This is a genomic window from Vibrio neptunius (genome assembly GCA_019339365.1).
Taxonomy (GTDB): domain Bacteria; phylum Pseudomonadota; class Gammaproteobacteria; order Enterobacterales; family Vibrionaceae; genus Vibrio; species Vibrio neptunius.
Genome location: CP079859.1, coordinates 2,088,289 through 2,114,024 on the forward strand (window position 1 = coordinate 2,088,289; position 25,736 = coordinate 2,114,024).

A 25,736-nucleotide genomic window follows, 5' to 3' on the forward strand; every position below is an offset into this window, starting at 1 on the left:
TCTCAAGGTAAACTCTGCACCCTTTATCATTATCCATCAACAGACATGAGAATCCACGCTTTTCACCGTCTTTATCAACATCGCCTAAAGCGCTCGACTAAACCGTTCAATGCAAGGGGCTGTAAAGTTCAGCGTTGTCAGTACTGTCAGGTCGCTGAACACTTTTGTATCTGTGCATATCAGCCAGATGTCTCCAGCTCAGTGGCGGTGATGCTGCTCGTGTCTGAAAACGAAGTCTTCAAGCCAAGCAACACTGGGCGGCTTATCCTTGATACGGTAAAAGAAGGTTATGTCTATCAATGGAGTCGCACAGAGCCGGATCAGGCGATGCTGTCGTTGCTCAATCATGAAGATTATCAGCCCATCGTGGTGTTTCCTGATGAGTACGTTGAAGATAAGTCTCGCTTGCTTGGAGAACATCCTCGTCAGCAGTGTGGTGGTAAAAAACCATTACTCATCTTTCTAGATGGGAGCTGGAGGGAAGCTAGGCGCATTTTTCGAAAGTCACCATATCTGAATGCGCTTCCTGTTTTGTCAGTGTCGCCACAATCCATTTCTCAGTACGTCATGAGACGTTCCGACAATGAACAACACCTAGCTACGGCGGAAGTCGCCACATTGGTACTTGAACAGTTAGGTGAAGAACAGACGGGGCAAACGCTTAAACTGTGGTTTGACGTATTTAAAGAAAGCTACCTGTTAAGTAAGACCAGAATTAAGCCAAATTTCGACCGACCACTGCTGCAACATTATCTTCAGAAGGTGAAAAACGAGAATTAAGTCTGAAAATAATCGGTTTGTTGGCGATAGTCTGCACAGTTAAGTCTAGGTAGTGGTTAAATTCGTTCCACGTCACGGATTGTAGGCGTACCAATGTGGATAATGAACCGATTTTGACTTTTTTATATTTGTTTCTGGGAGAGATACGATGTACTACGGCTTTGACGTTGGAGGCACTAAGATTGAATTTGGTGCGTTTAATGAACAATTAGAGCGTGTTGCCACAGAGCGCGTACCAACGCCAACGGAAGACTATTCTTTATTAGTGAGCACGATTGCTGAACTGGTGAATAAGTATGACAAACAGTTTGGTTGCGAAGGAAAGATCGGTCTAGGTCTACCTGGAATGGAAGATGCCGATGATGCTACCGTTCTCACGGTCAATGTGCCTGCGGCCAAAGGTAAGCCACTTCGCGCCGATCTTGAAGCCAAAATAGGCCGTAGCGTTAAAATTGAGAACGATGCCAACTGCTTTGCTCTTTCTGAAGCGTGGGATGAAGCGCTTAAAGATGAGCCTTCAGTGATGGGGCTGATTCTTGGCACTGGCTTTGGTGGTGGATTGATTTACGACGGCAAAGTATTTTCCGGTCGTAACCACGTGGCGGGTGAGCTTGGACATATGCGTTTACCGATTGATGCTTGGTTCCACCTAGGAGATAACGCGCCACTACTAGGTTGTGGCTGTGGTAAAAAGGCTGCTTGGACAGCTACTTATCGGGCCGTGGTTTCGAGTTAATATACGAGCACTATTACGGCGAAGCGAAGCAAGCAATAGATATCATCAATGCATATAAGGAAGGCGAAACTAAAGCAGCAGAGCATGTTGAGCGCTTTATGGAGCTCTTGGCAATTTGCTTTGCTAATATCTTCACCGCTAATGACCCACATGTTGTTGCACTAGGTGGTGGGTTGTCTAATTTCGAACTCATTTACGAAGAGATGCCAAAGCGTGTGCCTAAGTATCTGCTATCTGTTGCTAAGTGTCCGAAGATTATCAAAGCAAAACATGGCGATTCTGGTGGTGTGCGTGGGGCTGCCTTCCTCAACATCAAATAATCTTGATTTGATTGCATAAATTTGAGAGCTTGCTTAGGCAGGCTCTTTTTTATGGTAATCACAATGACTTTGCTCGCCTTTCAACAACAACACTATAAGCAACTAATCGACTGGATCGATTCCGCTGAGCTTAACTATCTGTGGGGTGGGCCTGCGTATCAGTATCCATTAACGGTTGAAAGCATCGACGCCCATTGCTCACAAGCTGAGGTCAAGCCATTTCTGTACGCTCATCAGGGCCAAGTGGCTGGCTTCGTCGAGCTGTATCGTCATTCGAATGATGTTGCTCGAATCTGCCGGGTCTTCGTTGCTCCGCAATTTAGAGGGCAGGGCGTAGCGAAAACCATGTTGCGAGCGTTGATTGGAGAAGCTAGAAACCAAGGGTATAGCGAAATTACATTGTGCGTATTTAGCCACAATCATTCTGCTATTCGCTGTTATCACTCACTAGGTTTTGTTGAAGTGAAGAGAGAGCATGGTGTTCGAGAGTTTGATGGAGAGAGTTGGGAACTTATCCAGATGGTTCAAAAATTACAAATCAATTAAAGCAAAACAGGAGCGCTAGGCTCCTGTTTACAACTAGTTGTTCTTTTTACCGACACCACGGTTTTCTTTTTGCTTGAGAGTGATTTTTTCAAATCCTAACTTTCTAAAGTGGTTGTCGCGGTAATTGCGCATTGCCTTAGTATCTGACACCGCTTCAATCTGCTGTTCCATCTTAAGGAACTCGGAAATATCGATACCTTCTGCTTCAGCCACTGCTTCATGAATATTACGATGTTGCTGATACGAAAAAGTCAGCGTTTTGTCTTCACCCTTATAGGTATACAGGATTGTGCGAGCCATATGTATTTCTCTTAAGATAAATGAGGCCGACTGAGCTGGCCTTTGATTGCGCTAGATTCTGCCTTGAAGAGGAATGATTGTCACGCTTTCTCCGACTTTTACTGTATCGATCGCTGGCGAAACTTCAATTAAACAATTGGCCTCACTCATTGAGCGCAAAATGTCAGATCCTTGTTTCCCTGTGCTTCTGACGATCAATTGACCTTGTGGATCGATGTCATAAACGCCAAGGCTGAATTCGGTACGGCCTTGGCAAGAATGTAGGTCTTCAAGTGCGACAGCTTTGAATTTCAATGGTTGCCAACCTTGCTCTCCTTGCATTTTACGTAGTGCTGGCTCAATAAAGTTGATGAACGACACCATCACAGCTAAGGGATGACTCGGTAAGCCGAAGAAGGGTTTATTGTTTACCTGACCAAAGGTAAGCGGTCGACTTGGCCTTATATTGATGCGCCAAAATTCAATACTGCCCAATTTATCTAAAGCGAGTTTGATGAAGTCGGCATCACCGACAGAAACACCACCTGACGTGATAATGGCATCTGCTTGAACCGAGGTGGCTTGCAGGGCTTCTGTTATGCTCTGTTGATTGTTTTCGAGAATACCAAGATCAAGGATCTCACAGCCCAATTTTTCTAACAGGCCAAGTAGGGTAAAGCGGTTGGAGTCATAAATAGAATTCGGAGCTTGCTTGGTATCCAGCGTCTGCACTTCATCACCTATAGAGAACACCGCGACCTTCAGGCGGCGAAAAACAGGACACTCTGCAACACCCAAAGAGGCGAACATCCCCATTTGAGGTGACTCTAGTCTTTTGCCTTGACCGAACAACACGCGTCCGTAGCTATGCTCAATAGCGCATGTTTCCACGTCTTTCAGGGATTGAACTGCAGAGAGGATTTTGTCTTGCCCTTCGCTAACGGAAAGAAATGCAGGAGACAACGTATCGCAACAACCTGAAGTTTTGGTGGCTTGCTCTAATTTATTGGGCTTGACGTAGTCGCAAACAAAACGTGCGATAGCATCAAGATCGTTAATATTCATCTGAGGCAGGGACACATCTTCAACATGCATGTCAGCAACGATAGCGATGATGTTACTGTCGTTAGGGTGCAGCCAAGGTTTGCCCACTTCTTCTCTGTGCAGCTCGATTTTTGGAAAAGCGATGTTCTTGCACCCTTCAACCAAGATGACGTCTAACTTATCCGCATCGAAGCGGCTGAGTAGGTAATCAAATTCAGATTCAGCTTCGGGTGTTTCCGTCATTAAAGCGTGCCGATGACGAGACGAAACGAGCATCTGAGACGCGCCAGCTTTACGTAACCGGAAGCTGTCTTTACCTTCTTTATCTACATCAAAATTGTGGTGTGCGTGCTTTAGCATACCAATGCGTAATCCTGCCTGAGTTAATCTTGGCAACAACGCTTCCAACAGCGTGGTTTTACCCGTTCCAGAATATGCAGCAAACCCCAGAATTGGGATAGGGAGCGAGTGTTTCATGAATGTATGGTTCCAAATTGTGCCAGTTCTTCAGGGGTGTTTAGGTTAACGAAACAATCCGTCGCATCGCTAAAGTCCACATAGTGTGTGTTGCATTCTTTATAAAGAAGGCTGATTTTTCTATCGCCACGCGCAAGAAACGCGGTCAGTTTTGCAAAGACACGTTTATGGTAGAGCGTGAAGACGGGCTGCTGGTAGTGACCATCATGGGCGACCAAAATGTCAGAATCTTCTTTTACGGCAGAGCAAAAACGAGCGACTAAGTCCATGCTGATTTGTGGGCTGTCGCAGGGAACAAACCCAACCCAGTCTTGAGCTGCCGAAGCTAGTCCAGCATGAATACCGCCCATAGGACCGGGGAAATCTTTGATTTTATCGCCAACGACGACACCATACGCCGAATAGGTATCCTGATTGCGGTTTGCGTTGATCATGATGTCAGAAACTTGTGCGGACAGTCGTTCATAGACATGTTGAATCAGAGGCTTATTGTCGAGTGCAATAAGGCCTTTGTCTTTTCCGCCCATACGTCTGGCCTGACCGCCAGCTAATATTACCCAACTTGTTTGCGTTGGAAGAAGCATAAGTGTTCTCTTGCCTTGTATCTTTTATAACGTGTAAATGATGGATAGATTATCTGGCTCCTAGCGCTCGCAACGCGCTGCGTCTCATTGCAAGAAAGTACAGAAACATATTCATCCGCTAGTGTGTCTGTAAAGCCTACCATGTGTCGCGTAACAATAACTTGAGCTCGCTTAATTTTAGCTGATTCTAAGTAGGGCCTATTGCCATAGGCAACATGTTGATAAACCGTGTTGTAAAATGTATCGAAACAGCTTGCTTCATTATCAGGCTTTGAAAATATTTTGTTTTTTGCTGCATCCAAATTGCACCTCTGTGCGTCTCTTGTCTGAAACTGTCATTTATTTAAGGAGAAGACATGAAGCGTCACTTGACTTTGACCAGCTTGGCTATGCTGATCGCAACAACATCAGCATTAGCTTCGCCCAAACTTGACCCAAGCATCATTCATCAACCTCAAGATGGTGTGATCCATGTTTATGGGCCAGGTGGCCCGGACACTGCATTACGCCAAGCGGCGGAGGCGTACACTAAGAAAAGTGGTGTACAGGTCAATGTGATTGCTGGCCCTGAGTCAAAGTGGACTCTGGATGCACAAAAGAATGCAGATTTAATTTTTGGTTCCTCCGAACAGTCGATGAGTGCCTTTGTTGAAACCTATCCATTCATTACTCACCAAGATGTTGAGCCTGTGTATCTTCGACGTGCCGTTATTGCTGTTCCAAAAGGAAATCCCAAAAATATTACTGGGATTAAAGATTTGCTAGACAAGCCTGCTCGGATTGTCGTCACTGAGGGGTTAGGTGTGTACAACACCTCTGGCACGGGGGTCTGGGAAGATGTTGTCGGTAGAACAGGGTCGCTCGCTGATGTGAAAAATTTTCGTAGCAAGATTATTGCTTATGCCAAAGGCAGTGGCGCGAGTTTTAAAGCGTTTCAACAGCAAAATGCAGACGCTTGGATTACATGGATTCATTGGCCACTGAATCACAGCGATAAGGTTGACTACGTTGAAATTGAGCCTGAGCGACGTATCTATCGTGATCTCACGTTGGCTAAAGCGAAAGGGGCTGACTCGAAAACCCAAGACTTCATCAATTTTGTTAACAGCAGTGAAGGGAGTGATTTTTTTTTCCCGTGAAGGCTGGACTCGATAATAAGGACAACCAAAATGAAAGCACTATTCGTTACAACACTAATGTTCATTCCAACCAGTTACGCCATGGCGTCCGTACCGACAGTCGATACTGGCTTCGGCGAGGTATACGTGGATGACACAGGTAAATCTCTTTACACTTTTGCTAAGGACCCAATCGGGGAATCGGTATGTAAAGGAGATTGCGAGGCGTTATGGCCACCACTGTTGGCTGAAGGGCGCAATAGTATGCAGTTTGCAGGGCAAACAGGTTTTAGCCAGATAGTTCGTGCAGATGGCGCCAAACAATGGGCTTTAGAGGGAAAACCATTGTATCGGTGGGCTAATGATAACCAGCCGGGTGATATCACTGGCGCTGGCGTGAAAGGGGTATGGCCACTTGCTCGTGCCGATGATGTGACCATTAAGTTGTTTAATGATGGCACACGTCGTTTCTTGGTCGATGGTGGCAATCAAACACTCTATACCTTCGATAAAGACAGGACCAATCAATCTGTTTGTTATGGGGATTGTGAAGTGAAATGGCCGCCCGCCTACGTGGATTCCGAGCTGACCGAAAAAGGTATCGAAAGCCTTAAGTTGACCGGAGGATTCGGGGTTACGCAGCGAAGTGATAACTCATATCAATGGACATTTGAGGGTAAACCGCTTTATCGTTGGTTTAAGGACCAGAATCCGGGTGACACCAGTGGCGATGGTGTGAAAAACGTTTGGCATCTTGTTACCCAATGAGGAAAGTGTGAGTACAGATAAACATCAAATAGGTTTACTGCTTGCCAAAGTAGCGCTTCGAGACCGGGAGGCTTTCGAAGCGCTCTATCAGTTAACCAGCACAAAGCTTTTCAGCCTGATTTGTAGTGTCGTTAAAGACGAACAAGTCGCGGCGGAATTGCTTCAGGAAGGCTTCGTTAAACTCTGGTATAGCGACAACCGATACCCACTAGATTATCCATGGGCTTGGCTGTGTCAAAGTATGAGGAACCTTGCTATTGATGAAGTCAGGAAACGCAACAGGCGGAGAGAAGAGCCACTGGAAAAATCATTGGAGCAAGCTGAACGGCAAGTCTTATCGACTGCAGAAACTGGACTTGAACGTTGTTTACAATCTCTCAGCGAAGAGAAAAGGAATGCGATAGTACTGGCCTATAAACACGGGATGAGCCATCAGGAGATCGTCCAACACATTAAAACGCCACTTGGCACAGTAAAGTCTTGGATTCGCCGTGGGCTACAGGAGCTGAAACGATGTCTGACCGATTAACGACCCGCCGTTACCAGAACTCTGAACTAAGAGATAGGCTAGCCAGTGAATATGTGTTAGGTACGCAAACGCCGCGGGTAAGACGCAGGTTGGAGGCCCTGATGAAAGCAGACACGACGTGGTGGGAGTATGTAGAGCTGTGGCAACAGCATTTATCTGGTCTGAATCCTTGCACAGAGTTTGAATCTTCTGAACATGACTTAAAACGTCCACCAAAAAGAGTGTGGAAAAATATATCTGGCCGAACATTTCATTCTCGTCGAGGTGCAAGGCGTATACGTTGGTGGTGGCTACCGACAGGTATGGCGCTTTCACTGTTAGCGGGTATTGGGCTGCGACCGATTTTATTACAACCCTCTTTACCCATTGAAATTGCTCAGGTTCGTCCGGTGAGTTATTTAGCCATGATGTCTTCAGAGACCCAGAGAAACCACTTTGCGCTGGTGGCATATCAGGGCGACAAACCCGGCCAATCGAGTCTACGTATGCAGCGTAATCTAAGTATGGATGACGTTCCGATGGATAGGGCTATGGTGTGGATGAGAGACTCCGAGAGTGGTGAGCTTCAACTGATCGATAGTTTGCAGAACGTGAATGATATTCGTTATATGTCGCCTACAGAATGGCAGGCACTGAAAAACAGTTCTGAGTTATTGGTGACTAAAAATCGTGATCCAGAAAGTGAAGTCTTGTATCGCGGACGCTGTGTCGAGCTCAGCAGCTGGCAAGCAATTTAAACGACATACGAAAGCGCTCTCGAAAGGGCGCTTGTATTTTTGAAACACCATCAACGGTGGCAAAAAGTGTCTTGAAAAGGAAATGGATTTGAACAATTGATGTAGTTCACAGTTCCAAACTGCTATACTTTGCGCAAATTCTTATCTGTTTCAATAATAATTTCTCTATCTCAATGAAATATATAGAGAAATTGTAGGGGGATACTCTCATCATAAGTACAAATAACATCACGCAGCAATTTGGTGCGAAACCACTGTTCGAAAATATTTCAGTGAAATTTGGCGAAGGAAATCGTTACGGCCTGATTGGTGCTAACGGTTGTGGTAAGTCGACTTTCATGAAGATTCTGAGCGGTGAGTTAGACCCGACTGGAGGTAACGTGAGTTACGATCCAAACGAGCGTGTTGCTAAGCTGAATCAGGATCAGTTCGCTTATGAAGAGTTTACGGTTATCGATACCGTTATCATGGGCTACAAAGAACTGTGGAAGGTAAAGCAAGAGCGTGACCGTATCTATTCTCTACCAGAGATGAGCGAAGAAGACGGAATCAAAGTTGCTGAGCTTGAAGTTGAATTTGCTGAGATGGACGGTTACATGGCCGACGCCAAAGCAGGTGAACTTCTTTTGGCCGTTGGTATTCCAGAAGAACAGCACTACGGTTTGATGAGCGAAGTGGCACCAGGCTGGAAACTGCGTGTGCTTCTTGCGCAGGTGCTGTTTGCAGACCCGCATATTATGCTTCTTGACGAACCCACCAACAACTTGGATATGGATACTATCCGTTGGTTGGAAGAAACGCTGAACCAGCGTAACTGCACCATGATTATCATCTCGCACGACCGTCACTTCTTAAACTCAGTATGTACTCATATGGCTGACCTAGACTACGGTGAATTGCGTGTTTATCCAGGTAACTATGACGAGTACATGACCGCTGCCTCTCAGGTGCGTGAGCGTCTGTTGTCTGACAATGCGAAGAAGAAAGCGCAAATTGCTGAGCTACAAACTTTCGTTGCACGCTTCTCTGCAAATGCCTCTAAAGCCAAACAGGCGACTTCTCGTGCTAAGCAGATCGACAAGATTCAGTTAGAAGAAGTGAAAGCATCAAGCCGCCAAAACCCGTTTATTCGTTTCGAGCAATCAAAAGAGCTATTCCGGAATGCTCTAATTGTAGAAAACCTCTCGCAAGGTTTTGAAGACGATCTATTTTCAGATTTCAACGCAATTTTCGAAGTTGGTGAGCGTGTTGCAATTATCGGTGAGAACGGCGTAGGTAAAACGACGCTTCTCAATACACTAGTGGGTGCTCTTCAACCACGTTGTGGTGAGTTCAAATGGTCTGAAAACTCCAACATCGGTTATTACGCTCAGGATCATGCAGAAGATTTTGCCGAAGATATGAATCTGATGGATTGGATGGGACAGTGGCGGCAAGAAGGTGAAGACGAGCAGGTTGTTCGTAGTTTCCTAGGGCGCATGCTGTTCTCTCAAGACGACATCAAAAAGTCTGTTCAGGTGCTGTCTGGTGGCGAACAGGGCCGAATGCTTCTTGGAAAAATTATGATGCATAAACCCAATATGCTGTTAATGGATGAACCAACTAACCACATGGATATGGAATCCATTGAGTCGTTGAACTCAGCGCTTGAGCAATACAAGGGTACCTTGTTTTTCGTTTCGCATGATCGAGTGTTTGTTGATTCTTTGGCAACGCGAATTTTGGAAATCAAAGATGGCAAGATTAACGATTTTCGTGGTACTTACTCGGAATTCCTAAAGTCGAAAGGCATTGATGGTTAACGCTTGGAGATGAATCAAAGCCTCATTGATGTGGGGCTATAAGGTATTCATAGCCAAAATTGGCCGTCATATCATCTATGATGTCGTCAATTTCTGGATGCATAAAAGCAAAAAGCTCCAAAACAGACTGTGGAGCTTTTTTATTGCCTAGTCTTAGCGCGACAAAACTATTCTCTGGTTAAGCGGCTATTTTCTCAGCGATGAGCTGAGCGGTTTGCGCTAGCACTCGGCAGCTTTGCGCCAAGGCAGCTCGCTCATCAGCGGTTAACTCTTCGCCTTGAGCGGGGATTGCTGACCTTTGAACAATCTCAACCCAGCGTTTTAGCTCGTCAATGTCATTCATCATAACTTCCTCTCGGTAAGTAAGCGTCAGATCAACAGAGTAGGCAGTAGCCGGAGGAGCCTATCGATTGATCATAATTGCATGGATGCTTTAGTTATGTTGTCGGTATGAGGACAATTATCAGTCTCAAATTTTTAACTACTGTGAATCTCCTTACTATATCAGGTGACCGTTATCATTATTTTTTAAATTTGTTCGACTTTTCTGAATATTTGGTGTCAAAACTAAAAATATTAAAGTTTGTATCAATATCATAAATGTCTGAGCCTTCAATATCTTTAAGCCTTCTAGTAAATGAAGTGGATAAAGGTGTTATGATTAGCTCAATGAATACTTTGACAAAACAAAGTGTGACATTAAAGATAAATAGTTCGTAAAGAGGCATTTTTCCATAAAATGCGACAGTTCCCATAATGTTACTATCGATAAACGACGCAACAGTAGTAGATAAAATAAAGCGAACACCCATATATTTACCATTGAACCAGACTTTTGTCTTAGCCATGATATAAGAGTTAACGGGTTCGGCTATGAGGTAAGCTAGTATTGATGCAATGACAATTCTTCCACTGGTTTGCAAAACAGAGTCAAACATTTCATTGCTTTGTATCGCATAGTCCGGACTGGGCAGAAGGATAACGATCTGTCCCAATACTAAAAAGATAGTGTTAAAGAGAAAACCACACCAAACTGCAACCCTAGCCCATTTGTAACCGTAAACCTCGGTAATGATATCTGACAAAAGAAAGGCGAGTGGGAAGATCAGCGCACCAGCACCGGTAGAGAAATCACCTGACAGACTGATCAATCGCCCTGCGAACCAATTCGAAAGGATGATGACAATCGAGTAACTCATTACAAGAAACCAGAGATAATTTGAAACAATTGGTTTGTTAATAATGCTTCTATTAATATTTAAAGTGTCACTCATTGTGATATTCCATTTTTACTACGTCGTCGTGTTTTTTACAATGTAAGCCTGCAAACATAAGATTACTTACAGCAGAAATGATTTTTCTTTGGTCTTCCAAGGAATAGTTTTCTTCTATAATGACGTCCTTAATATTTTCTTTGATAATATGCCTTTTGTTTTTTATTCTACTGTATAGAAATACTTCATCATCGATAATTTCAGTATACAGTGGGACATAAATTGGTTTACTCAAACCAAGATAGCTATTAATTTTTCCATCGATAGAGGATAGAAAATTTGTGAGTATTGACATGCAGATGTACTTATTAGATTTTTGCGTTGACTTGATGAACTACTCCGATAAAAGATGCCACTGAGAATTCGTATTTGAGATGAGGGTTTCGTACATCGATAAGATAGATTTTCATATTGGCTTCATCTTGGGCAACTTTTCTTAACTGGAAGCAACCAGATGACCCTGACTTTACTACAACAAGATTATCGACTTCAGGCAGAGATTCTCTGTTAGCGACGAAAACCGTCCCCTTTTTAAAGAAAGGAGGAATGAATTCATCGGATTTGAAACCGACCAATACGCTGTCATTCACCTCAACATCAGTGGTAATTTTGCCAATCCTGTTCAGGTCACTATAAAGCTTAAAGAGTGGTATCGTTATTTCGTTAGTAGGGAGCTGGCGATGAGTGTTTTCGGAGAAGACAACCCTTTGCGTTTCCTGCTGAATGAGGTCATTTAAAGTAATATCAAACCCATCGAGTTGAAAAAATTCGACAATCTTCTGCAGCGTGTGTAGCTGGGGGTTAGTTTGCCTTTTCATTGGGTCGGCGTGAGCAATCCGAGTTAATATTGAGGGATTAACGCCAATAGCATTAGCGAGGTCTTGTCTTGTAAATTTGCCATCTCTATTTTTTTTCTGTTCGATCAGGTCATAAAGCGCTAAGTCAATTCGAGAGTCTCGAGCTTGTTCCATGTTTCTAAAACCTAAACCTATCTATCTTTCAGTAGCGCAATTATTTGCATAAAAACAGGTGCTTGAAAGCAAGTTGCCATTTATATGTAACAGATGTCACATAATGATGCTGATTTATGCCCTAATGCTAAGTTCGTTCTGATACAGTCACATAATTAAAACAACGGTAAGAGTATAAACAATGCTGGCTGAAAATCTGGATAGGTTATTATTAGAAACAATAGGTTACCTGATTGACAGATGGTACGAAAGGGATGTGGGTATTGTTGCAAGCTGTTTAGTCGATGGTGACAACAAAGTGTTTGCGACAAGCACAAGAGATGGACAAAATTGGAAGCACGCAGAGCGTAATGCTTATGAAGCGTTCAGGAAGGTTTATGGCGAACCTTCATCGGATGCGGTGTTTGTTGTTACCTTGTCACCTTGTTTGAAAACGCTTAAATATCGCGGTGAATCCTCTTGTACACAGTTGATGAAGGAACTAGGAGTCAAACGCACTCATTTTGGAGTCTTGGATGACATGCACGTCAATTGCCCAGAAGATTACGCTGAGGATGGTTTGATTGCGACGTTGACAGAAGATCTCCGTTTGGCAAATATGTGTAAAAAACTAATGAGCATGTTTGCCACATACGATTCGAGAATCAATAGCGATTTATTGGGGATAAAACGCGAACTAGGCGATCAGTTTTTTGATGAGGTTTTGTCACTCAGGCTTTCCGAGTCTGTTTAATCCATTTCAGATAATAAAGGGGGAGCTTCAATTGGCTCCCTTTTTGTGCAGTTTGAACAAGTCATTACTTTTCTTCGCGGCTTAAGTCGTCGACTTTTGCTAGCGTCGCTATGCGGCTAAGCATCGTCAAGGAAGCTAGGTGAGCCTGATGTGAAGAGGCGGCACAACAGTCTTCCAAGATAGTGATTTTATAGTCACGGTCATGACCCTCTCTGGCTGTGGACTGAATCGCCCATTCAGTACTTACACCTGTAAGATAAAGCTGTGTAACTTGGTTGGCGCGCAGAGTGGCCTCTAATGATGTGTTGTAAAATGCACTAATCCTTGGTTTTACGACGATCAATTCATTTTCTCGAAAGTCGACATCGCGGTGAAATTCGGTACCAAAACTGCCTAGTTGTAATGCTTGATACTGTTCCGCTTTACCGAAAACTGGAGAAGACTTGGGCAGCGCTGCATAGTTCACATCAAAGCCTACCTTAATGTGAACTACTAACCAGTTGTTTTCCCGAGCAATGTTCAATGCATGATTGGTATTAGCAATCACATTCATTTGGCTCGCGTGTTGCGCACAGCTTGGTATCTTTCCCTCGGGATGAACAATATCGTTGATTAAATCGATGATTAAGATCGCTTTAGACATAGTATTCTCCTAGACATGAACTGGCTTGGGTGTAGGCGTGTATTTAATCGCGATAGTATTGAATTGAGCGATGAAATAATGGGGGTAAAGTTTAATTTTCAAAAATGGAAAAAAACTAAATTATGATTTCAAAATTGAAAAGGAGCCTCATCAACGGCTCCTTTTAAGTCGAGTCACTGGCTTACTGCTTATGACCCCAATCTTTTGGATCATTGATGTAGGTGACGCCTCCGTCCATCATCAGATCGCTGGTTGTCATAAAAGCAGAGTCATCACTGGCGAGAAAAAGCGCAGCGCTTGCGACTTCTTCGACGGAGCCTTTTCTTCCGAGAGGAATTCCGTCTTTGGCAACTTGGTTAACCTGCTCTCGGTAATCAACTTTGTCCCAAATTTCAGTTTCAGTGACACCTGGCGAAATGGTATTGGCACGGATCTTTTTATGAGCAAGTCCACATGCGAAACTTTTGGTCAATGATGAGATAGCGGCTTTTGAAGCGTTGTAAGGCGCTTGATTCCAATTGGCATGGAGCGCGCCAACAGAAGAAATTGAAATAACCGATGCACCTTCTCTCAATAACGGTGCTGAATATTGCATAGTAAAGAAAGCGCCTTTAACGTTGAGTGCAAACATGTTGTCGAAGTCTTGTTCCGTGGTTTCAGTAAAAGGCTTGAGTTGATAGGCTCCTGCGTTAACGACTACTATATCCAGTTGAGAAAATTCTCTTTCAAGCAATGTGCACGCTGATGCGATCTCTTCCACTTTGGAAATGTCTGCGACGACTTCGAGGGCTTTGTTCGCAAAGTACTCCCTATTAATGGTTTCCAGCTTTTCCGCATTTCGTCCGTTAATAGCAATTGTCGCGCCTTCATCAAAGAAACGACGCGCAATAGCTAAGCCGATGCCTGATGTTGCTCCGGTAATGAACGCTTTTTTTTCCTGTTAGTTTCATAGTAATCCTTTAATAGGTGAGTATCTGAAGATGGTAAACATCTGGTTTGATACGATCATCTAGTGACCATTGCTCGTTTGACATATGACGTATTCGTTTCAGTTTAGAGTCGGCGGTGACCTTGTTAAGGCTGATAAACATTGACGACATATAAAACACTGCGATGGACTTAGCTCGTAAAAACAATACGTTAACTGAGCTTACATTTTAATTGTAAAGGGGACGTCAATTAGGTAGAAAGTTTGATGTGGGTTAAGGGGTTGGACGAGGGCGTTTATACAATGGTCAGTTTGTTGTTTGAAAGCTTGTTGACGATGCAATACGTTCTTATTGATTGAAAAAATTAAAATGGCTCCAGATCGTCAACTATATTGATGAAGACGGTCTATACAAATAGAAAATACAAAGACTAATGGAGCATAAAATGGGTGAATTTTTTTGTCATAGGGATCGATCTATTTTCAGGGCTTTTCATTATCGCGATTGGTTTTGGTGTTATCAGTGTTCTGTACATGTACGTTGCAGACAAACGCCAACACAAGCATGCCATTCGACATAATTATCCTGTCATCGGACGCTTTCGCTACCTGTTTGAGAAACAGGGAGAGTTCTTCAGGCAATATTTCTTTGCGATGGATAGAGAGGAGATGCCTTTCAATCGTGCAGAGCGGAGCTGGGTATACAAAGCAGCGAAAAATGTTGATCGCACGATAGCGTTCGGTTCGACTCGTAATCTGGATGCTACGGGCACCATCATGTTTATGAATTGTGCGTTTCCCACTTTGGAGGAAGACGCGGTATCCCCAGCCGCGGTCACTATCGGTAAAGGTTGTCGAACGCCTTATACCACGTCATCGATCTTCAATATTTCTGGAATGAGTTTCGGTGCCTTATCAAAACCCGCAGTTCGAGCCTTGTCTAAAGGCGCAAAGATCGCCGGATGCTGGATGAATACGGGCGAGGGCGGGTTAAGCTCGTATCACCTGGAAGGCGACTGCGACATTGTGTTCCAAATCGGGACAGCTAAGTACGGTGTTCGAGACGAAGAAGGCCATCTTTCTGATGACAAACTGCGAGAGCTGGCCGCACATGAAAACGTCAGAATGTTTGAGATAAAAATCAGCCAGGGAGCGAAACCAGGCAAAGGCGGCATGCTGCCAGGGCGCAAAGTTACTGCTGAAATTGCTCAAATTCGCGGTATCCCTCAGGGGCACGACTCTATCAGCCCGAATGGGCATAAAGATATCCGTAATGTGGGCGATTTACTGGATATGATCCATCGTATTCGAGAAGTGACGGGGAAGCCCGTTGGCTTTAAGAGTGTCATTGGCTCACTAGTATGGTTCAACGAGCTTCTTGATGAAATTGATCAGAGAGGCCATGACAGTGCGCCCGATTTCATTACAATTGATAGCGCCGACGGCGGCACCGGAGCCGCGCCTCAACCGTTGATGGATTACGTCGGGCTGCCGTTGAAAGAAAGCCTTCCTCTAGTAGTCAATTTACTTAATGAGCGTGGTCTAATTCCGAGAATTAAAGTGGTGGCTTCTGGCAAGCTCATCACGCCTTCGAAGGTGGCGTGGGCAATAGCACTAGGTGCCGACTTTGTTGTTTCTGCACGGGGCCACATGCTGGCACTGGGTTGTATTCAAGCCTTGCAATGCAATAAAGACACGTGTCCGACAGGTATCACCACTCATGACGTTCGTCTCCAGCAAGGGTTGAACGTAGAAGACAAAATGGAGCGTGTATCGAATTACAACAAATACATCCACTACGGTATTGGCCTGATCGCTCACTCATGTGGCGTCACCAATGCACGTGATTTGGCTCGTGAACATATACGTATTGTTAAAGAAGACGGATTATCTGTCGCATTGGATGAGTTGTACCAGCATCACCGATAGCCTCAATGTGCTCATTGAATATATGAGCACATTCTTTTCCCCCTCATGAATTCCCATTTCATAAATTGTCTGTACTTTCGTGTTTTTATGTATTTACTTGGTCAATGTTAATGTTGTTATCTACTTGTTTTTGCTGAATGCATTCACCCCGCAGATATGTGTATTGTTTGATATTTGAGCTGCTGAGATAATCCTGCCCCTAATTGAAACAGCAGACAAAGCTATCAAGTAACGCCTTGATAGCCGTATTATTCACCAGTAAAGGAGCTACACGTGTCATCTGTTGTGGAACAGGTTGATTTGCATCAGCCAATCGAATTGCGCAGTGGCCTTGGCCATCATTCGCGCATCGTCCCGCAAATTCTTCAGCCTCAAAATGGCATGGAGTTGCAGCAAGTTATTGAACAGGCGTACTTAAAAAAACGGCCTGTTTATCCCGTTGGTAAAGGCAACAACTGGGGCTATGGTTACAAAACGCCTGCCAGTGATGGTTGTACTTTGCTTGATCTTAGTGGAATGAATCGAATACTGAGCTTTGATGAAGAGCTTGGAGTGATTGAGGTCGAGCCGGGGGCAACACAAGGCCAAGTGTCCGCATATCTTAAACATACGCCATGGATGCTGGATTGCACGGGAGCAGGGCCAGATACCAGCCTGATGGGGAATATATTGGAGAGAGGGTTTGGTCACGGCCCTGTTGGCAACCGAAGCCAGCACTTCATGATCAGCGAATTAATCTTAGCCAATGGCAAGGTGATGAAGCTAAACCAGAGCGCGCGATATTGTGGTCGAGCTGGCCTTGCTGCCAATCTTCACGAGTTGTTCACTCAGAACAATATTGCCGTGATCAGCAAAATGAAGTTCGAACTGATGCTAAGGCCAGAAGCGAGCTTGCGTTGTTTAGTGCGCCTGAAAAGCGCAAGTGACTTACCTGCGTATATCGATATCATGCGCCGCCTGAAATCAGAAGGCAGCATTGATGGTTTGCCTCACTTAGGTAACACCTACCGAATGCTCACTATGATGGAACGATTCGATTTTACCAAATGGAGCACGAATGATGGTGCGAACCAAGAAGATATTGAATCGCTGTGTAATCAATACAATTTATCTTCTTGGTCGGGTGCTTTTGTTATACCAGGCACCACGGCAGTAGCAAAAGCAAAAGCCGCGCGGGTAAAAGCACTACTTAAACCCATTGCTAAAGTCAATGTAGTTAGCTTGGCAAAGCTGAAACAAATCAACCAAATAGCAATCAGTGCCAGTCGCTTGCTTGGACGCTTGCCCGTGTACCAGCGCTTGCAGAATAGTCTCAATGAGTTTACTGAGATGATGGATATGCTAGAGGGGAACCCTAAAGACTTGGCACTCAAGGGTTGCTATTGGCGCTATCGTAGTAACATTCCGACAAAAATGAATCCTGTGGAAGATGGGGCCGGTTTTTTTGGGTTGCACCAACGTTGCCGATGGTTGGCGAAGAGGTTGAAAAATGTATGCGTTTGTCACAACAAGCTTTTGACAAAGCAGGGTTTGAATTTGGTGTCACGCTAACCGCAGTCAATGCTTACATGTGCCAGGCTATTATCAGTATTTACTACGACTCCGGTAATCCAGATGAAGTGAGCAGAGCGACAGAGTTAGTACGTAAATTGCGCGCTTTATATCGACGCTACCAGTGGCCGTGTTATCGACGTGCCGTTGATGAAATGCCATTCAATAGTGAGTCAGAGCTGGAGCCAGACGCATTAGAACTGCGCAGTCGTATTAAAGCAGCGTTTGATCCGGATGACATTGTTTCTCCGGGCCGTTATCAGATGGCGGCCTACTACAAATTTTCAGAGGACAGTAAAGCATGATCTTATCGAGCAAACGCCTTTCCAGAGATAGTGACTTTCTGGAGTTTGCCAAGCACTACCAATCCATATCAGGCAATACGAGCAATATAGATCAACTTAAGAGCCGAACGTGTGTCAGAGCGTTTTACGACTCAAAAGGGCAGATGTGTGCAGGGTATACGGTCAACTGCGACCATCCTTTGGTTTATGTCGCAGATTTACCGAAACACATGGAAAAGCATTCCCTTCAATATGCCACGGACAATATTGTTGAAGGTGGGGGACTTTGGGTTGAGCGAGAGCTTTCTGATTTTGAGCGCGGTTTTGTCTTTATATATGCCAGCTGGGATGCGTACCGTATGAAGAAGCGTTATTTCATGTCAGGTGCCCGTAATCCTAAAGTCGCTGAAAGGCAAAAGTACATTTATCCCAATATTTTGTTTGAAGGCCCAACTGAGAAGTTTGATTATGTCTGTATGCTTTACTGCCGGCGTGAGTATATTCTGTTTCAGATAGGGCTTTTCATTTCACGATACTGGATTGCTCAACCGATTAAAAAGTGGTTTAGAAACCTGAAAACCGCGACAACTTAACTCGAATTTAAAAGAGCCTTAAATAAGGCTCTTTCTCTACCCATTCCCGTTAAAAAGATCTAGTCAAAGCTGCCAGCAAGATACCAAGAGTGATGGATGTAAGAGGTCGTTTAAAGGCCAATGTGCCAATAGCCGTCACTAGCAAGGAGACCTTAGCGCCCATGTCTCCGGTAATAAACAGTGGCGCTATAATCGCGACTAGCACTGAGCCTGACATAGCGGCGATAAACTGCTGAACGCGCTGGCTGATGGGAATGTAAGACATCACATAGATGCCACCCCAGCGAGTAATAATGGTGACGATAGTCATTACCGTTATGATCGCCAATGTGCCAAGATCCGTTGTCTCAATGTTCATTTTTCTTTTCTCCTACAAGCACACCAGCAATGCCACCGGTTAAGGCACCAACAATCACGTGAGCGTTCTCTGGCAAATACAAATACGCGGCGATAGAAGAGAAGGCAGCAGACGTCCAGATAATGTAAGTTCCCTTCTCTTTGGTACCTTCGAGCACCATGGTGAGCAGAAAACACCCCATCACCATATCAATGCCATAAGCGGATGGGTTTTGAATCGCGTTACCAAAATAAACACCGACCCAAGTGCCGATAATCCAGAATATCCATATTGCTAGACCGCCTCCAAACAAAATGCCTAGCCCTTTTGAGTGCTCGTTGCTGGCAAACGCCTTCATCGACATCGCCCAGTTGGCATCTGAAGCCAGTAACATCACGCCGTAACGTGGTAAAGCCTTCATGGTTTTAATATGAGGATACAGTGTGGCGCCGATAAGAAGGTGACGGGCATTGATGGCAAATATCGTGATAGCTAAAGGAAAAATAGGGACATGCGTTCCCCACAGATCTAACGCGCCAAACTGAGATGCGCCAGCAAAAACCAGCGTGCTCATCCACAAAGCAGACGATTCGCTCAGCCCGACCTGAACGGCCGCAAGCCCAAATGCAGTGCCAAAGACCACAACGAATATTGAGATCGGCAGTAAGCTGACAAAGCCTTGTTGTACTGATTGATACTCTAGTTTTAATTCTTTTTCGAGCATAGAGTTAGCCATTTTTATGAGTGATGCAAAGTGAATCAAACAGTAAACTGGAATGATGGAATCGAAAAGCGCATAATTCAGAAACTACCCATTCGAAAATCGAATAATGAATAATCAAGATCTGCAAATTGACTGGTTAAAGAGTTTTGTAGCCATCGTAGACGCAGGCTCTTTATCGAATGCCACGGCAAGTGTCCACCGTTCACAATCGGCTGTTAGCATGCATTTGAAAAAATTGGAAAATGCAACAGGCAGGAGGCTAATCGTCAGGGGCAGCCGTAACATAGATCTCACTGAAGAAGGTCAGGTTTTATTGGGCTATGCTAGGCGTATACTGGATTTGCACTCAGAAGCACAGGCTGCGTTTCATGGTAATGAGTTAGTCGGTCAGGTGAAATTAGGAGTACCCGAAGACTATGCCGCAGAGTATTTAACACCGATATTAAGAAACTTTGCTTCTCGCTTTGCGGGCGTTGAAATCGAACTCGATTGTGAGCAGTCCACTTCGCTGATCCCAAGAGTTGAGAGCAATGACCTAGACTTGACGTTAGTTTCAAGAGATAACGCCAGTAGAGGAACTCTGCTTTTTCAGGAGCCGATGGTTTGGGTTGGGGCACCACAATTTGAAATTTGGCGCAGAGAGACTTTGCCTATTGCCGTTTATGAAAGCTCAAGTCTAGCCAGGCGCAGCGCTATCAACTCGTTGGCTCAACATGGCAGGCCTTATAAAGTGGTTTACAACAGTTCAAGTGTCGCTGGACAGATTGCAGCGGTTGAGAGTGGGCTGGCCGTAGCGGTGTTTACTCAGTGTAGTGTGCCAGAGCACCTCGAGGTATTGGGGCTGGAACATGGATTGGGCCCATTGGAACCAATGGAAGTCGCAGTTTATCGTAGTAAAGCGTCCAAAGGCTCCAGAGCTGTAGACTATTTACATGATTTACTAGTTAAGACATTGAAAACGGCGTCTGCTCGCTAAAGCGTAATCATATCGATAGAGTACGAGAGAGGTTGAAATATGGCTGAGTTTCAATTATCTCCGTTGATGTGGCGGTGCTGAAGCACCAACCACACATTCTTTCTTACCACTCCATTTCTCCCTTATGGACTTTCGCTCCAATACTCAGGGCAACAGGCAACGCTGCTTCACCATATTTAGTGCTCATTCTCTCAATCAGTTGCTCACTGTTTTTGGTTGTTCTCTTCGCCTGCTTAAAATCCTGCAGATATTGCTGAGAATATTGAATAGAACTCGCGTCAAGTTTTGTACCGGAGATCATATGCCCTGGGACAACGACTTCTGGTTTCAGTGACTGAATCTCTTTCAATTGTTTGGACCAAAGCGCTTGGCTTTCATCGCTTTGAGCATCTGCCATCCACAAATGGAGATTCGTGCCATATATTGAAACGTTACCCAGCACGGCTTTTTGCGAAGGAATCCAAAGATAAGGTCGGTGGGCAATATCACCATCAGTACCATGAATTTCAATGGTATGGCCGTCAATGGTTAAACTGGAAGCGGTGTATGCTGTTGGAATATAGGGTGTTACTGGAGCGTTATCGCCCATGCGCGGTGCCCATACCTTAAGCTTGGTCGGCAGTTTTTCCTCGATAACTTTTCTTACAGCAGGCGTTGTAATGATTTGCGCTTCTGGGAACAAGCTATGCAGTACTTCTGCACCAAAATAGTAATCAGGATCTGCCTGACTAACAAAGATGGTTTTCAGTGTTTTACCTGTATCCAGCACTTTTGCTGCAATACGAAGTGCATCTGCTTTAGTGAATCCAGTGTCGATAACCATAACCTCATTCTCGCCGATAATGAGTGTTGAATTAACGTGGAAACTGTTTTGGTCAGCGTTGTAAACATCAAAAGTGAGGTTTGATTGTTCAGTTGCCAAAGTATTCGTCGCGATCAGCATCGAAGTAGCAAGTAGGGTAAGTCTTTTCATCATTCTCTCCATTAACTGGGCTGTGTGTTGGAACAAGAGGATGATAGGAAATTGACCTGACCGGAAAAATACCTCAAAGTTAACAACATTGTTTCTTAAATCGAACATATAGATGGATAGACTTACCGCTGCTAAAGTATTTGTCGATGTCGCACAGTCGGGCAGTTTTACTGCCACAGCCGATAGGCTTGATATGTCGAGGCCAATGGTCACTCGATATGTCGAAGCCATGGAAGATTGGCTGAGTGTGCGACTGCTGCATAGGACGACCCGCAAAGTGTCTCTTACCACGGCAGGGGAGTCTTGTCTCAAGCAGGTCGAGCAATGGTTGGAGCAGGCCGATAAGCTCACAGCGACAACGGATACTGGTGACGAACTAACAGGAACGGTAAGAGTGGCGACCAGTATGTCGTTTGGCTTTTCGCAGCTCATACCTGCGGTTACTGCGTTTATGCAGTTACATCCCAAGGTCAGTATTGATATCGATCTCCAAGATTCAGTGACAGACATGGCAGACAGTCAAATCGATTTGGCGGTCAGAATTGCTTCTAACCCAGATCCCTCTTTAATTGGTAAGCCGATAGCGGTATGTGACTCTGTGATTGTTGCCTCTCCGAGTTATGTTGCAAACGTTCAGGTGAGTAAACCGGAAGACTTATCGCGATTTCAGTGCTTAGGGTACAAAAATTTCCAGCGGCATGTGTGGCACTTGACTAAAGGTGATGAACACAAAGCGGTAGAGGTGCATTGTAAGCTGACAGCGAATGAGGCGACGGTATTATTGCACGCGGCATTAAGTGGTGCCGGCTTAGCGGTTCAGCCAAGATATTTGGCAGATGAATATTTATCGAGTGGTAAACTAGTTCAAATACTTCCAGAATGGAAACCACAACAGATGATGGTGTATGCCTTGTATTCTTCCCGAAAGCATTTGTCGCCAACAGTACGTTGTCTGATTGACTTCTTTGAAGATTATCTCGCAAGCTGAACATCTCTATTGCCTCAATGAACCTAGAGCTATCTCCCGAAAAGAAATCGAGAGATAGCTGTATAATATTAAGGATTATCTACCCGATACCAAAAGCATTGTTTTGAATTGGTTCTCGCATCTAGCATCCACGTGTAGTTGCAATGGCTATCGTAGCTGTAGCGGCCTACGTCTATTGTGTATGGCCCAAATGCAACATTTTGTAGTGACTCAAAACGTCCGTTATACAACAACGAAAAGTGCAGGTGTGGCCCTGTTGAAGAACCCCCTTGACATAAAGCAATGTTTCGCTGATTAGCGTAGGTTCCGATTTTTTGGTTTTTGGACACCCAAGCCCCATCTTGAACCTGTATCCCGTCCATGTGGTAATAGTTTGTTGCCCATCCATTTGGTGCCGTTACCCTCAGTTGGCAACGAGAAAACACGGAAACGTAGCCTTCATGCGCAGCGGTGACACTATAAGTTGGTTCTCCCCATCGTGGCCAGTCATATGAAAGGTCAACTGACGAGAGCGGATAGCCTGAGCCTGTATGTGAATGTGGGCCATTGGGTATCCAGTTGTATCCAGCCCTCCATGGCCACTGCATTTCTGGAGGAGAAGCAAAGCTTGTTTCTTCCTCTGCCTTCGGGGCTCCAAATCGCTGTGAATACAATGTCTGCCAATGAGACCATTGTTGGATATCCTTGAGTGATGACACAATGGCAAAGGTCGCTGCACTATCTAGTGCTTCTGGTTGTTGCTTTGCGTGATAGAAAAGTTGAGAGAGACGGTTTGCAACATGTTTAATTTCGCTCCTAACATGTTCTAACTCGGACTCAGATAGTATGTCAGCGAGTGGCATATCATGAGATGCTGCCAGCGTTACCAATATCACTCGAGGATCTACCCCCATTGCCCCGCTCCAATGATTGAGCTCCTCTTCTAGCACTAGCCATTTTGAGCTCTTCTCGAAGTAATCAGAGATGGAAAAAGGTTGCTTTATAGGCCTGTAAACGAAGCCTTGATCTGTCATTAAGGTCGGAATATTGTGTTTTTTCAATGTGGAGAGGTTAAGGTTTCCTGTGTCAATCGCAGGTAGAATAGAGTGTGAGAACCCTTGCGCACTAAACAGTAACAACAAGGTACCAAGTTGTGTTTTCATAATGTTCTCCAGCCAACTGTTATACTTGCAAGCACCATCATGGTGAACTTACGAGCTGACAGCGAGTCCATGGAAGAACGACTGCTCGTAAACTTTCTCTCTTAATCATTGCAGCACTGCAAGTGATGTCCACTAGCACTCAATGCCAGTGAGCCTTAAGCCTAATACGGTGAGTTATTCTCGATACATCACCGTTGTATAGAGCAAAATCGTGCTCTGATGAAAGTGTAATAACTCGTGTACTTAATGCCAAAATGATGCTTTGTCGTACGCTGTATAGATGGATGAACAGAACTTGCTTTGATGATTGAGGAGTGGGGGATCCAGAAAAGGTGATAGTCCTTGTTACTTGGAACATAAATGGGTGTATAAACAAAGAGCCAAACTCGGTTCAATGGATACAATGCCTTAAAAATAAAAATGAGATCTAGATTCAATTATTGACGAGATAGTCGTTCTTCAACCATCAGTATCGGATGCCTAGACATAAAGAACTATCGACTTGAAAAAAAGCCACATTGGACTATATTGATTTGATTGTCACTATTGAAGGGGCTAGTGCTAATTTTCGTACTTAAATGGTTTATTTTTAAGGGTTATTTATGTCAGCCAAACTTAATTATACCAAACAAAATCTAATTAAATCTATTAATTACTATATGATGACAATCAAGAAAAGAAAGGCTGTCATTTCAAGGAAAAAGAAAATATCAAGGGCTACAATTTTAAGTTCCTATATATTAGCTTGCGATGAAATTGAAGAACTATCGAAACTCATTGATTCATATATAAAGAAATCCATTAACGATGCAGATTTAATAAAGTTGGCTAATAAATTAAGTAGAGTCGGTTCTTGCCGTAATGATCGGAAACTTCTAAGTGGAGGCGGTAAAGAATCAAGCTCATCTTCGTTACGGAGCCATGTTAGCAATGCATATAAGAGTTCATATAACAATAAGCTTGAATCTCTCAACAAGGTTCTTCTGCCAAGTGATAACCGCGATAATAGCTTTACTATACCCGTTGAGCATTTAACGCCATCTGGAACGGCTAGTGCTTCAGCGCATGCTGTCGTGATGTATAAGCATAACCTCTCTCATAAACTCTATTTTGGGAAAAAAATTTCTGAGCATGAACGTTCCAATGCACTAGCGGAAGTTCTGTACTCTGAGATTTGGCGAGAAATTATTGGCTATAGAGCATCAAAATCGTTATGTATGGTTGACGGTGACAACAATATTATAGGAATTTGCTCAGAAGCTTTACCTAATTTTAAAGAAGTAAAAAAAATACTTAACTCATGTGAGTATCCTAAGGAAATGGGGCTTTTATCCATAGTGCTTTTATCCTATTTACTTGTAGAGGATGATCTACATATCAAAAATATTGGACTTTGCACCATAAATGGAAGAACAGTTTTTGGTAAAATAGATCATGACTATATTGTGTCTAAATGGGAAGAGAAAAAAAATCATTTTGAATCAAGCTTTCCATTGAATAATATCATTGAATATATAAACTCAGGTGACATCTCAAGTTTGAAAATAATGGCTAACTCGTTGCGTTTTTCCCCAGGCAAAGCAAACGGTTTGCTACTGAGGGCTGGTCACAAAATAAGAGGAATCACAGGAGCTGGTGCTAATACAACGTTAGGGAAAAGGAATGCCAAGTCGTTTTACTCCAATTACGCTTGTATTAATGATGATTGTGCTCGTGATTTCTTAAGAAGTAGAATAAAGTTATTTAACTACAAAAGGATTGAAAGAGTTCTTAATGAAATGTCTCTTATCGCGACAGGTGGGGCCATACAAAATCATGGCAAAATAGGCGATATATATGACTTTTTAAAATTTAGAATACGCCATGTGCAAAAGCATTTGGTGTAATTATTATACATGCTAAAAATTTTTGCTGGGGTCTGGCTAGAGAAGTGGACCCCAATGGATGGACACATAAGCTAATGTCTTAAA

The 25,736-nt window shown here is 44.0% G+C and carries 23 protein-coding genes and 4 pseudogenes; 15 read left to right on the forward strand and 12 right to left on the reverse strand.

The features are described from left to right. Nucleotides 1-45: 45 nt before the first annotated feature. The 3 genes and pseudogenes from KW548_09885 (at nt 46) to KW548_09895 (ending at nt 2,382) form a co-directional block, all read left to right on the forward strand. Nucleotides 46-780 carry a DTW domain-containing protein gene (locus tag KW548_09885; protein QXX08029.1) on the forward strand — a complete coding sequence of 245 codons (735 nt, stop codon included), beginning with the start codon at nt 46-48 and terminating at the stop codon, nt 778-780. A gap of 148 nt (nt 781-928) precedes the next feature. Beyond that, nucleotides 929-1,836: pseudogene (gene nagK, locus KW548_09890) on the forward strand (N-acetylglucosamine kinase). Nucleotides 1,837-1,899: 63 nt separating this feature from the next. Next, on the forward strand, nt 1,900-2,382 hold the full coding sequence (locus KW548_09895) for a GNAT family N-acetyltransferase (GenBank protein ID QXX05542.1): 483 nt from the start codon (nt 1,900-1,902) through the stop codon (nt 2,380-2,382). 33 nt (nt 2,383-2,415) lie between these two features. On the opposite strand, the gene KW548_09900 is transcribed toward KW548_09895, so the two are convergent. From KW548_09900 to mobA, 3 genes are read right to left on the reverse strand one after another with little or no spacing between them, the layout of a single operon-like run. Continuing rightward, on the reverse strand, nt 2,416-2,682 hold the full coding sequence (locus KW548_09900) for a DUF2960 domain-containing protein (protein ID QXX05543.1): 267 nt from the start codon (nt 2,680-2,682) through the stop codon (nt 2,416-2,418). A gap of 51 nt (nt 2,683-2,733) precedes the next feature. Beyond that, on the reverse strand, nt 2,734-4,182 hold the full coding sequence (mobB, locus tag KW548_09905; protein ID QXX05544.1) for a molybdopterin-guanine dinucleotide biosynthesis protein B: 1,449 nt from the start codon (nt 4,180-4,182) through the stop codon (nt 2,734-2,736). Then, nucleotides 4,179-4,766 (reverse strand): molybdenum cofactor guanylyltransferase MobA, encoded by a 588-nt coding sequence (mobA, locus tag KW548_09910; GenBank protein QXX05545.1) that lies wholly within the window; start codon nt 4,764-4,766, stop codon nt 4,179-4,181. Before mobA ends, mobB begins: the two co-directional genes overlap by 4 nt. A gap of 356 nt (nt 4,767-5,122) precedes the next feature. Here mobA and KW548_09915 point away from each other — a divergent pair. From KW548_09915 to KW548_09935, 5 genes and pseudogenes are all read left to right on the forward strand, one after another. Beyond that, nucleotides 5,123-5,921 (forward strand): annotated as a pseudogene (locus tag KW548_09915) (substrate-binding domain-containing protein). A gap of 14 nt (nt 5,922-5,935) precedes the next feature. Continuing rightward, nucleotides 5,936-6,652 carry a hypothetical protein gene (locus KW548_09920; protein ID QXX05546.1) on the forward strand — a complete coding sequence of 239 codons (717 nt, stop codon included), beginning with the start codon at nt 5,936-5,938 and terminating at the stop codon, nt 6,650-6,652. Between the two features lie 7 nt (nt 6,653-6,659). Then, nucleotides 6,660-7,181, forward strand: coding sequence for a sigma-70 family RNA polymerase sigma factor (locus tag KW548_09925; GenBank protein QXX05547.1), 522 nt, complete (start codon nt 6,660-6,662; stop codon nt 7,179-7,181). Further along, on the forward strand, nt 7,166-7,918 hold the full coding sequence (locus KW548_09930; GenBank protein QXX05548.1) for a hypothetical protein: 753 nt from the start codon (nt 7,166-7,168) through the stop codon (nt 7,916-7,918). The genes KW548_09925 and KW548_09930 overlap by 16 nt, the downstream gene beginning before the upstream one ends. A 209-nt stretch (nt 7,919-8,127) precedes the next feature. Further along, nucleotides 8,128-9,720, forward strand: coding sequence for an ABC-F family ATPase (locus KW548_09935; protein QXX08030.1), 1,593 nt, complete (start codon nt 8,128-8,130; stop codon nt 9,718-9,720). 178 nt (nt 9,721-9,898) lie between these two features. Here the strand turns inward: KW548_09935 and KW548_09940 are convergent, their stop codons facing one another. From KW548_09940 to KW548_09950, 3 genes are all read right to left on the reverse strand, one after another. Next, nucleotides 9,899-10,066, reverse strand: a complete 168-nt coding sequence (locus tag KW548_09940; protein QXX08096.1) for a hypothetical protein — start codon at nt 10,064-10,066, stop codon at nt 9,899-9,901. 175 nt (nt 10,067-10,241) lie between these two features. Then, nucleotides 10,242-10,994 (reverse strand): queuosine precursor transporter, encoded by a 753-nt coding sequence (locus KW548_09945; protein ID QXX05549.1) that lies wholly within the window; start codon nt 10,992-10,994, stop codon nt 10,242-10,244. Between the two features lie 308 nt (nt 10,995-11,302). Next, complete coding sequence (locus KW548_09950) at nt 11,303-11,965, reverse strand: hypothetical protein (GenBank protein QXX05550.1); 663 nt, start codon at nt 11,963-11,965, stop codon at nt 11,303-11,305. Nucleotides 11,966-12,146: 181 nt separating this feature from the next. On the opposite strand from KW548_09950, the gene KW548_09955 reads away from it, so the two are divergent. Beyond that, on the forward strand, nt 12,147-12,698 hold the full coding sequence (locus KW548_09955) for a hypothetical protein (GenBank protein QXX05551.1): 552 nt from the start codon (nt 12,147-12,149) through the stop codon (nt 12,696-12,698). Nucleotides 12,699-12,762: 64 nt separating this feature from the next. On the opposite strand, the gene KW548_09960 is transcribed toward KW548_09955, so the two are convergent. After that, complete coding sequence (locus tag KW548_09960) at nt 12,763-13,341, reverse strand: cysteine hydrolase (GenBank protein QXX05552.1); 579 nt, start codon at nt 13,339-13,341, stop codon at nt 12,763-12,765. 181 nt (nt 13,342-13,522) lie between these two features. After that, nucleotides 13,523-14,291 (reverse strand): annotated as a pseudogene (locus KW548_09965) (SDR family oxidoreductase). Between the two features lie 428 nt (nt 14,292-14,719). Here KW548_09965 and KW548_09970 point away from each other — a divergent pair. The 3 genes and pseudogenes from KW548_09970 (at nt 14,720) to KW548_09980 (ending at nt 18,626) form a co-directional block, all read left to right on the forward strand. Further along, nucleotides 14,720-16,198, forward strand: a complete 1,479-nt coding sequence (locus KW548_09970) for an FMN-binding glutamate synthase family protein (protein ID QXX05553.1) — start codon at nt 14,720-14,722, stop codon at nt 16,196-16,198. A 273-nt stretch (nt 16,199-16,471) separates the two neighbouring features. Continuing rightward, nucleotides 16,472-18,054: pseudogene (locus tag KW548_09975) on the forward strand (FAD-binding oxidoreductase). Continuing rightward, nucleotides 18,051-18,626 carry a hypothetical protein gene (locus tag KW548_09980; protein ID QXX05554.1) on the forward strand — a complete coding sequence of 192 codons (576 nt, stop codon included), beginning with the start codon at nt 18,051-18,053 and terminating at the stop codon, nt 18,624-18,626. The pseudogene KW548_09975 and the gene KW548_09980 overlap by 4 nt, the downstream one beginning before the upstream one ends. 49 nt (nt 18,627-18,675) lie before the next feature. Here the strand turns inward: KW548_09980 and KW548_09985 are convergent, their stop codons facing one another. Then, on the reverse strand, nt 18,676-18,984 hold the full coding sequence (locus tag KW548_09985; GenBank protein ID QXX05555.1) for an AzlD domain-containing protein: 309 nt from the start codon (nt 18,982-18,984) through the stop codon (nt 18,676-18,678). Next, on the reverse strand, nt 18,974-19,687 hold the full coding sequence (locus KW548_09990) for an AzlC family ABC transporter permease (GenBank protein QXX05556.1): 714 nt from the start codon (nt 19,685-19,687) through the stop codon (nt 18,974-18,976). The genes KW548_09985 and KW548_09990 overlap by 11 nt, the downstream gene beginning before the upstream one ends. Nucleotides 19,688-19,793: 106 nt before the next feature. Between KW548_09990 and KW548_09995 the strand changes: the two genes are divergently transcribed. Next, nucleotides 19,794-20,663: a LysR family transcriptional regulator gene (locus KW548_09995; GenBank protein QXX05557.1), complete on the forward strand. Its 870-nt coding sequence runs from the start codon at nt 19,794-19,796 to the stop codon at nt 20,661-20,663. Nucleotides 20,664-20,766: 103 nt separating this feature from the next. On the opposite strand, the gene KW548_10000 is transcribed toward KW548_09995, so the two are convergent. Beyond that, nucleotides 20,767-21,636 carry an MBL fold metallo-hydrolase gene (locus KW548_10000; GenBank protein QXX08031.1) on the reverse strand — a complete coding sequence of 290 codons (870 nt, stop codon included), beginning with the start codon at nt 21,634-21,636 and terminating at the stop codon, nt 20,767-20,769. 112 nt (nt 21,637-21,748) lie between these two features. On the opposite strand from KW548_10000, the gene KW548_10005 reads away from it, so the two are divergent. Then, nucleotides 21,749-22,624: a LysR family transcriptional regulator gene (locus tag KW548_10005; GenBank protein QXX05558.1), complete on the forward strand. Its 876-nt coding sequence runs from the start codon at nt 21,749-21,751 to the stop codon at nt 22,622-22,624. 68 nt (nt 22,625-22,692) lie between these two features. Here the strand turns inward: KW548_10005 and KW548_10010 are convergent, their stop codons facing one another. Then, nucleotides 22,693-23,766 carry a M23 family metallopeptidase gene (locus KW548_10010; GenBank protein QXX05559.1) on the reverse strand — a complete coding sequence of 358 codons (1,074 nt, stop codon included), beginning with the start codon at nt 23,764-23,766 and terminating at the stop codon, nt 22,693-22,695. 602 nt (nt 23,767-24,368) lie between these two features. Here KW548_10010 and KW548_10015 point away from each other — a divergent pair. Then, nucleotides 24,369-25,652: a hypothetical protein gene (locus KW548_10015; protein QXX05560.1), complete on the forward strand. Its 1,284-nt coding sequence runs from the start codon at nt 24,369-24,371 to the stop codon at nt 25,650-25,652. The last annotated feature ends 84 nt before the right edge of the window (nt 25,653-25,736 follow it).

What these genes read in the sequence shown, in the direction of transcription:
- KW548_09885 (QXX08029.1), top strand. Translation starts at nt 46, where the DNA reads ATGAGAATCCACGCTTTTCACCGTCTTTATCAACATCGCCTAAAGCGC.
- KW548_09895 (QXX05542.1), top strand. Translation starts at nt 1,900, where the DNA reads ATGACTTTGCTCGCCTTTCAACAACAACACTATAAGCAACTAATCGAC.
- KW548_09900 (QXX05543.1), bottom strand. Translation starts at nt 2,682, where the DNA reads ATGGCTCGCACAATCCTGTATACCTATAAGGGTGAAGACAAAACGCTG.
- mobB (QXX05544.1), bottom strand. Translation starts at nt 4,182, where the DNA reads ATGAAACACTCGCTCCCTATCCCAATTCTGGGGTTTGCTGCATATTCT.
- mobA (QXX05545.1), bottom strand. Translation starts at nt 4,766, where the DNA reads ATGCTTCTTCCAACGCAAACAAGTTGGGTAATATTAGCTGGCGGTCAG.
- KW548_09920 (QXX05546.1), top strand. Translation starts at nt 5,936, where the DNA reads ATGAAAGCACTATTCGTTACAACACTAATGTTCATTCCAACCAGTTAC.
- KW548_09930 (QXX05548.1), top strand. Translation starts at nt 7,166, where the DNA reads ATGTCTGACCGATTAACGACCCGCCGTTACCAGAACTCTGAACTAAGA.
- KW548_09940 (QXX08096.1), bottom strand. Translation starts at nt 10,066, where the DNA reads ATGATGAATGACATTGACGAGCTAAAACGCTGGGTTGAGATTGTTCAA.
- KW548_09945 (QXX05549.1), bottom strand. Translation starts at nt 10,994, where the DNA reads ATGAGTGACACTTTAAATATTAATAGAAGCATTATTAACAAACCAATT.
- KW548_09950 (QXX05550.1), bottom strand. Translation starts at nt 11,965, where the DNA reads ATGGAACAAGCTCGAGACTCTCGAATTGACTTAGCGCTTTATGACCTG.
- KW548_09955 (QXX05551.1), top strand. Translation starts at nt 12,147, where the DNA reads ATGCTGGCTGAAAATCTGGATAGGTTATTATTAGAAACAATAGGTTAC.
- KW548_09960 (QXX05552.1), bottom strand. Translation starts at nt 13,341, where the DNA reads ATGTCTAAAGCGATCTTAATCATCGATTTAATCAACGATATTGTTCAT.
- KW548_09980 (QXX05554.1), top strand. Translation starts at nt 18,051, where the DNA reads ATGATCTTATCGAGCAAACGCCTTTCCAGAGATAGTGACTTTCTGGAG.
- KW548_09985 (QXX05555.1), bottom strand. Translation starts at nt 18,984, where the DNA reads ATGAACATTGAGACAACGGATCTTGGCACATTGGCGATCATAACGGTA.
- KW548_09990 (QXX05556.1), bottom strand. Translation starts at nt 19,687, where the DNA reads ATGCTCGAAAAAGAATTAAAACTAGAGTATCAATCAGTACAACAAGGC.
- KW548_09995 (QXX05557.1), top strand. Translation starts at nt 19,794, where the DNA reads ATGAATAATCAAGATCTGCAAATTGACTGGTTAAAGAGTTTTGTAGCC.
- KW548_10000 (QXX08031.1), bottom strand. Translation starts at nt 21,636, where the DNA reads ATGAAAAGACTTACCCTACTTGCTACTTCGATGCTGATCGCGACGAAT.
- KW548_10005 (QXX05558.1), top strand. Translation starts at nt 21,749, where the DNA reads ATGGATAGACTTACCGCTGCTAAAGTATTTGTCGATGTCGCACAGTCG.
- KW548_10010 (QXX05559.1), bottom strand. Translation starts at nt 23,766, where the DNA reads ATGAAAACACAACTTGGTACCTTGTTGTTACTGTTTAGTGCGCAAGGG.
- KW548_10015 (QXX05560.1), top strand. Translation starts at nt 24,369, where the DNA reads ATGTCAGCCAAACTTAATTATACCAAACAAAATCTAATTAAATCTATT.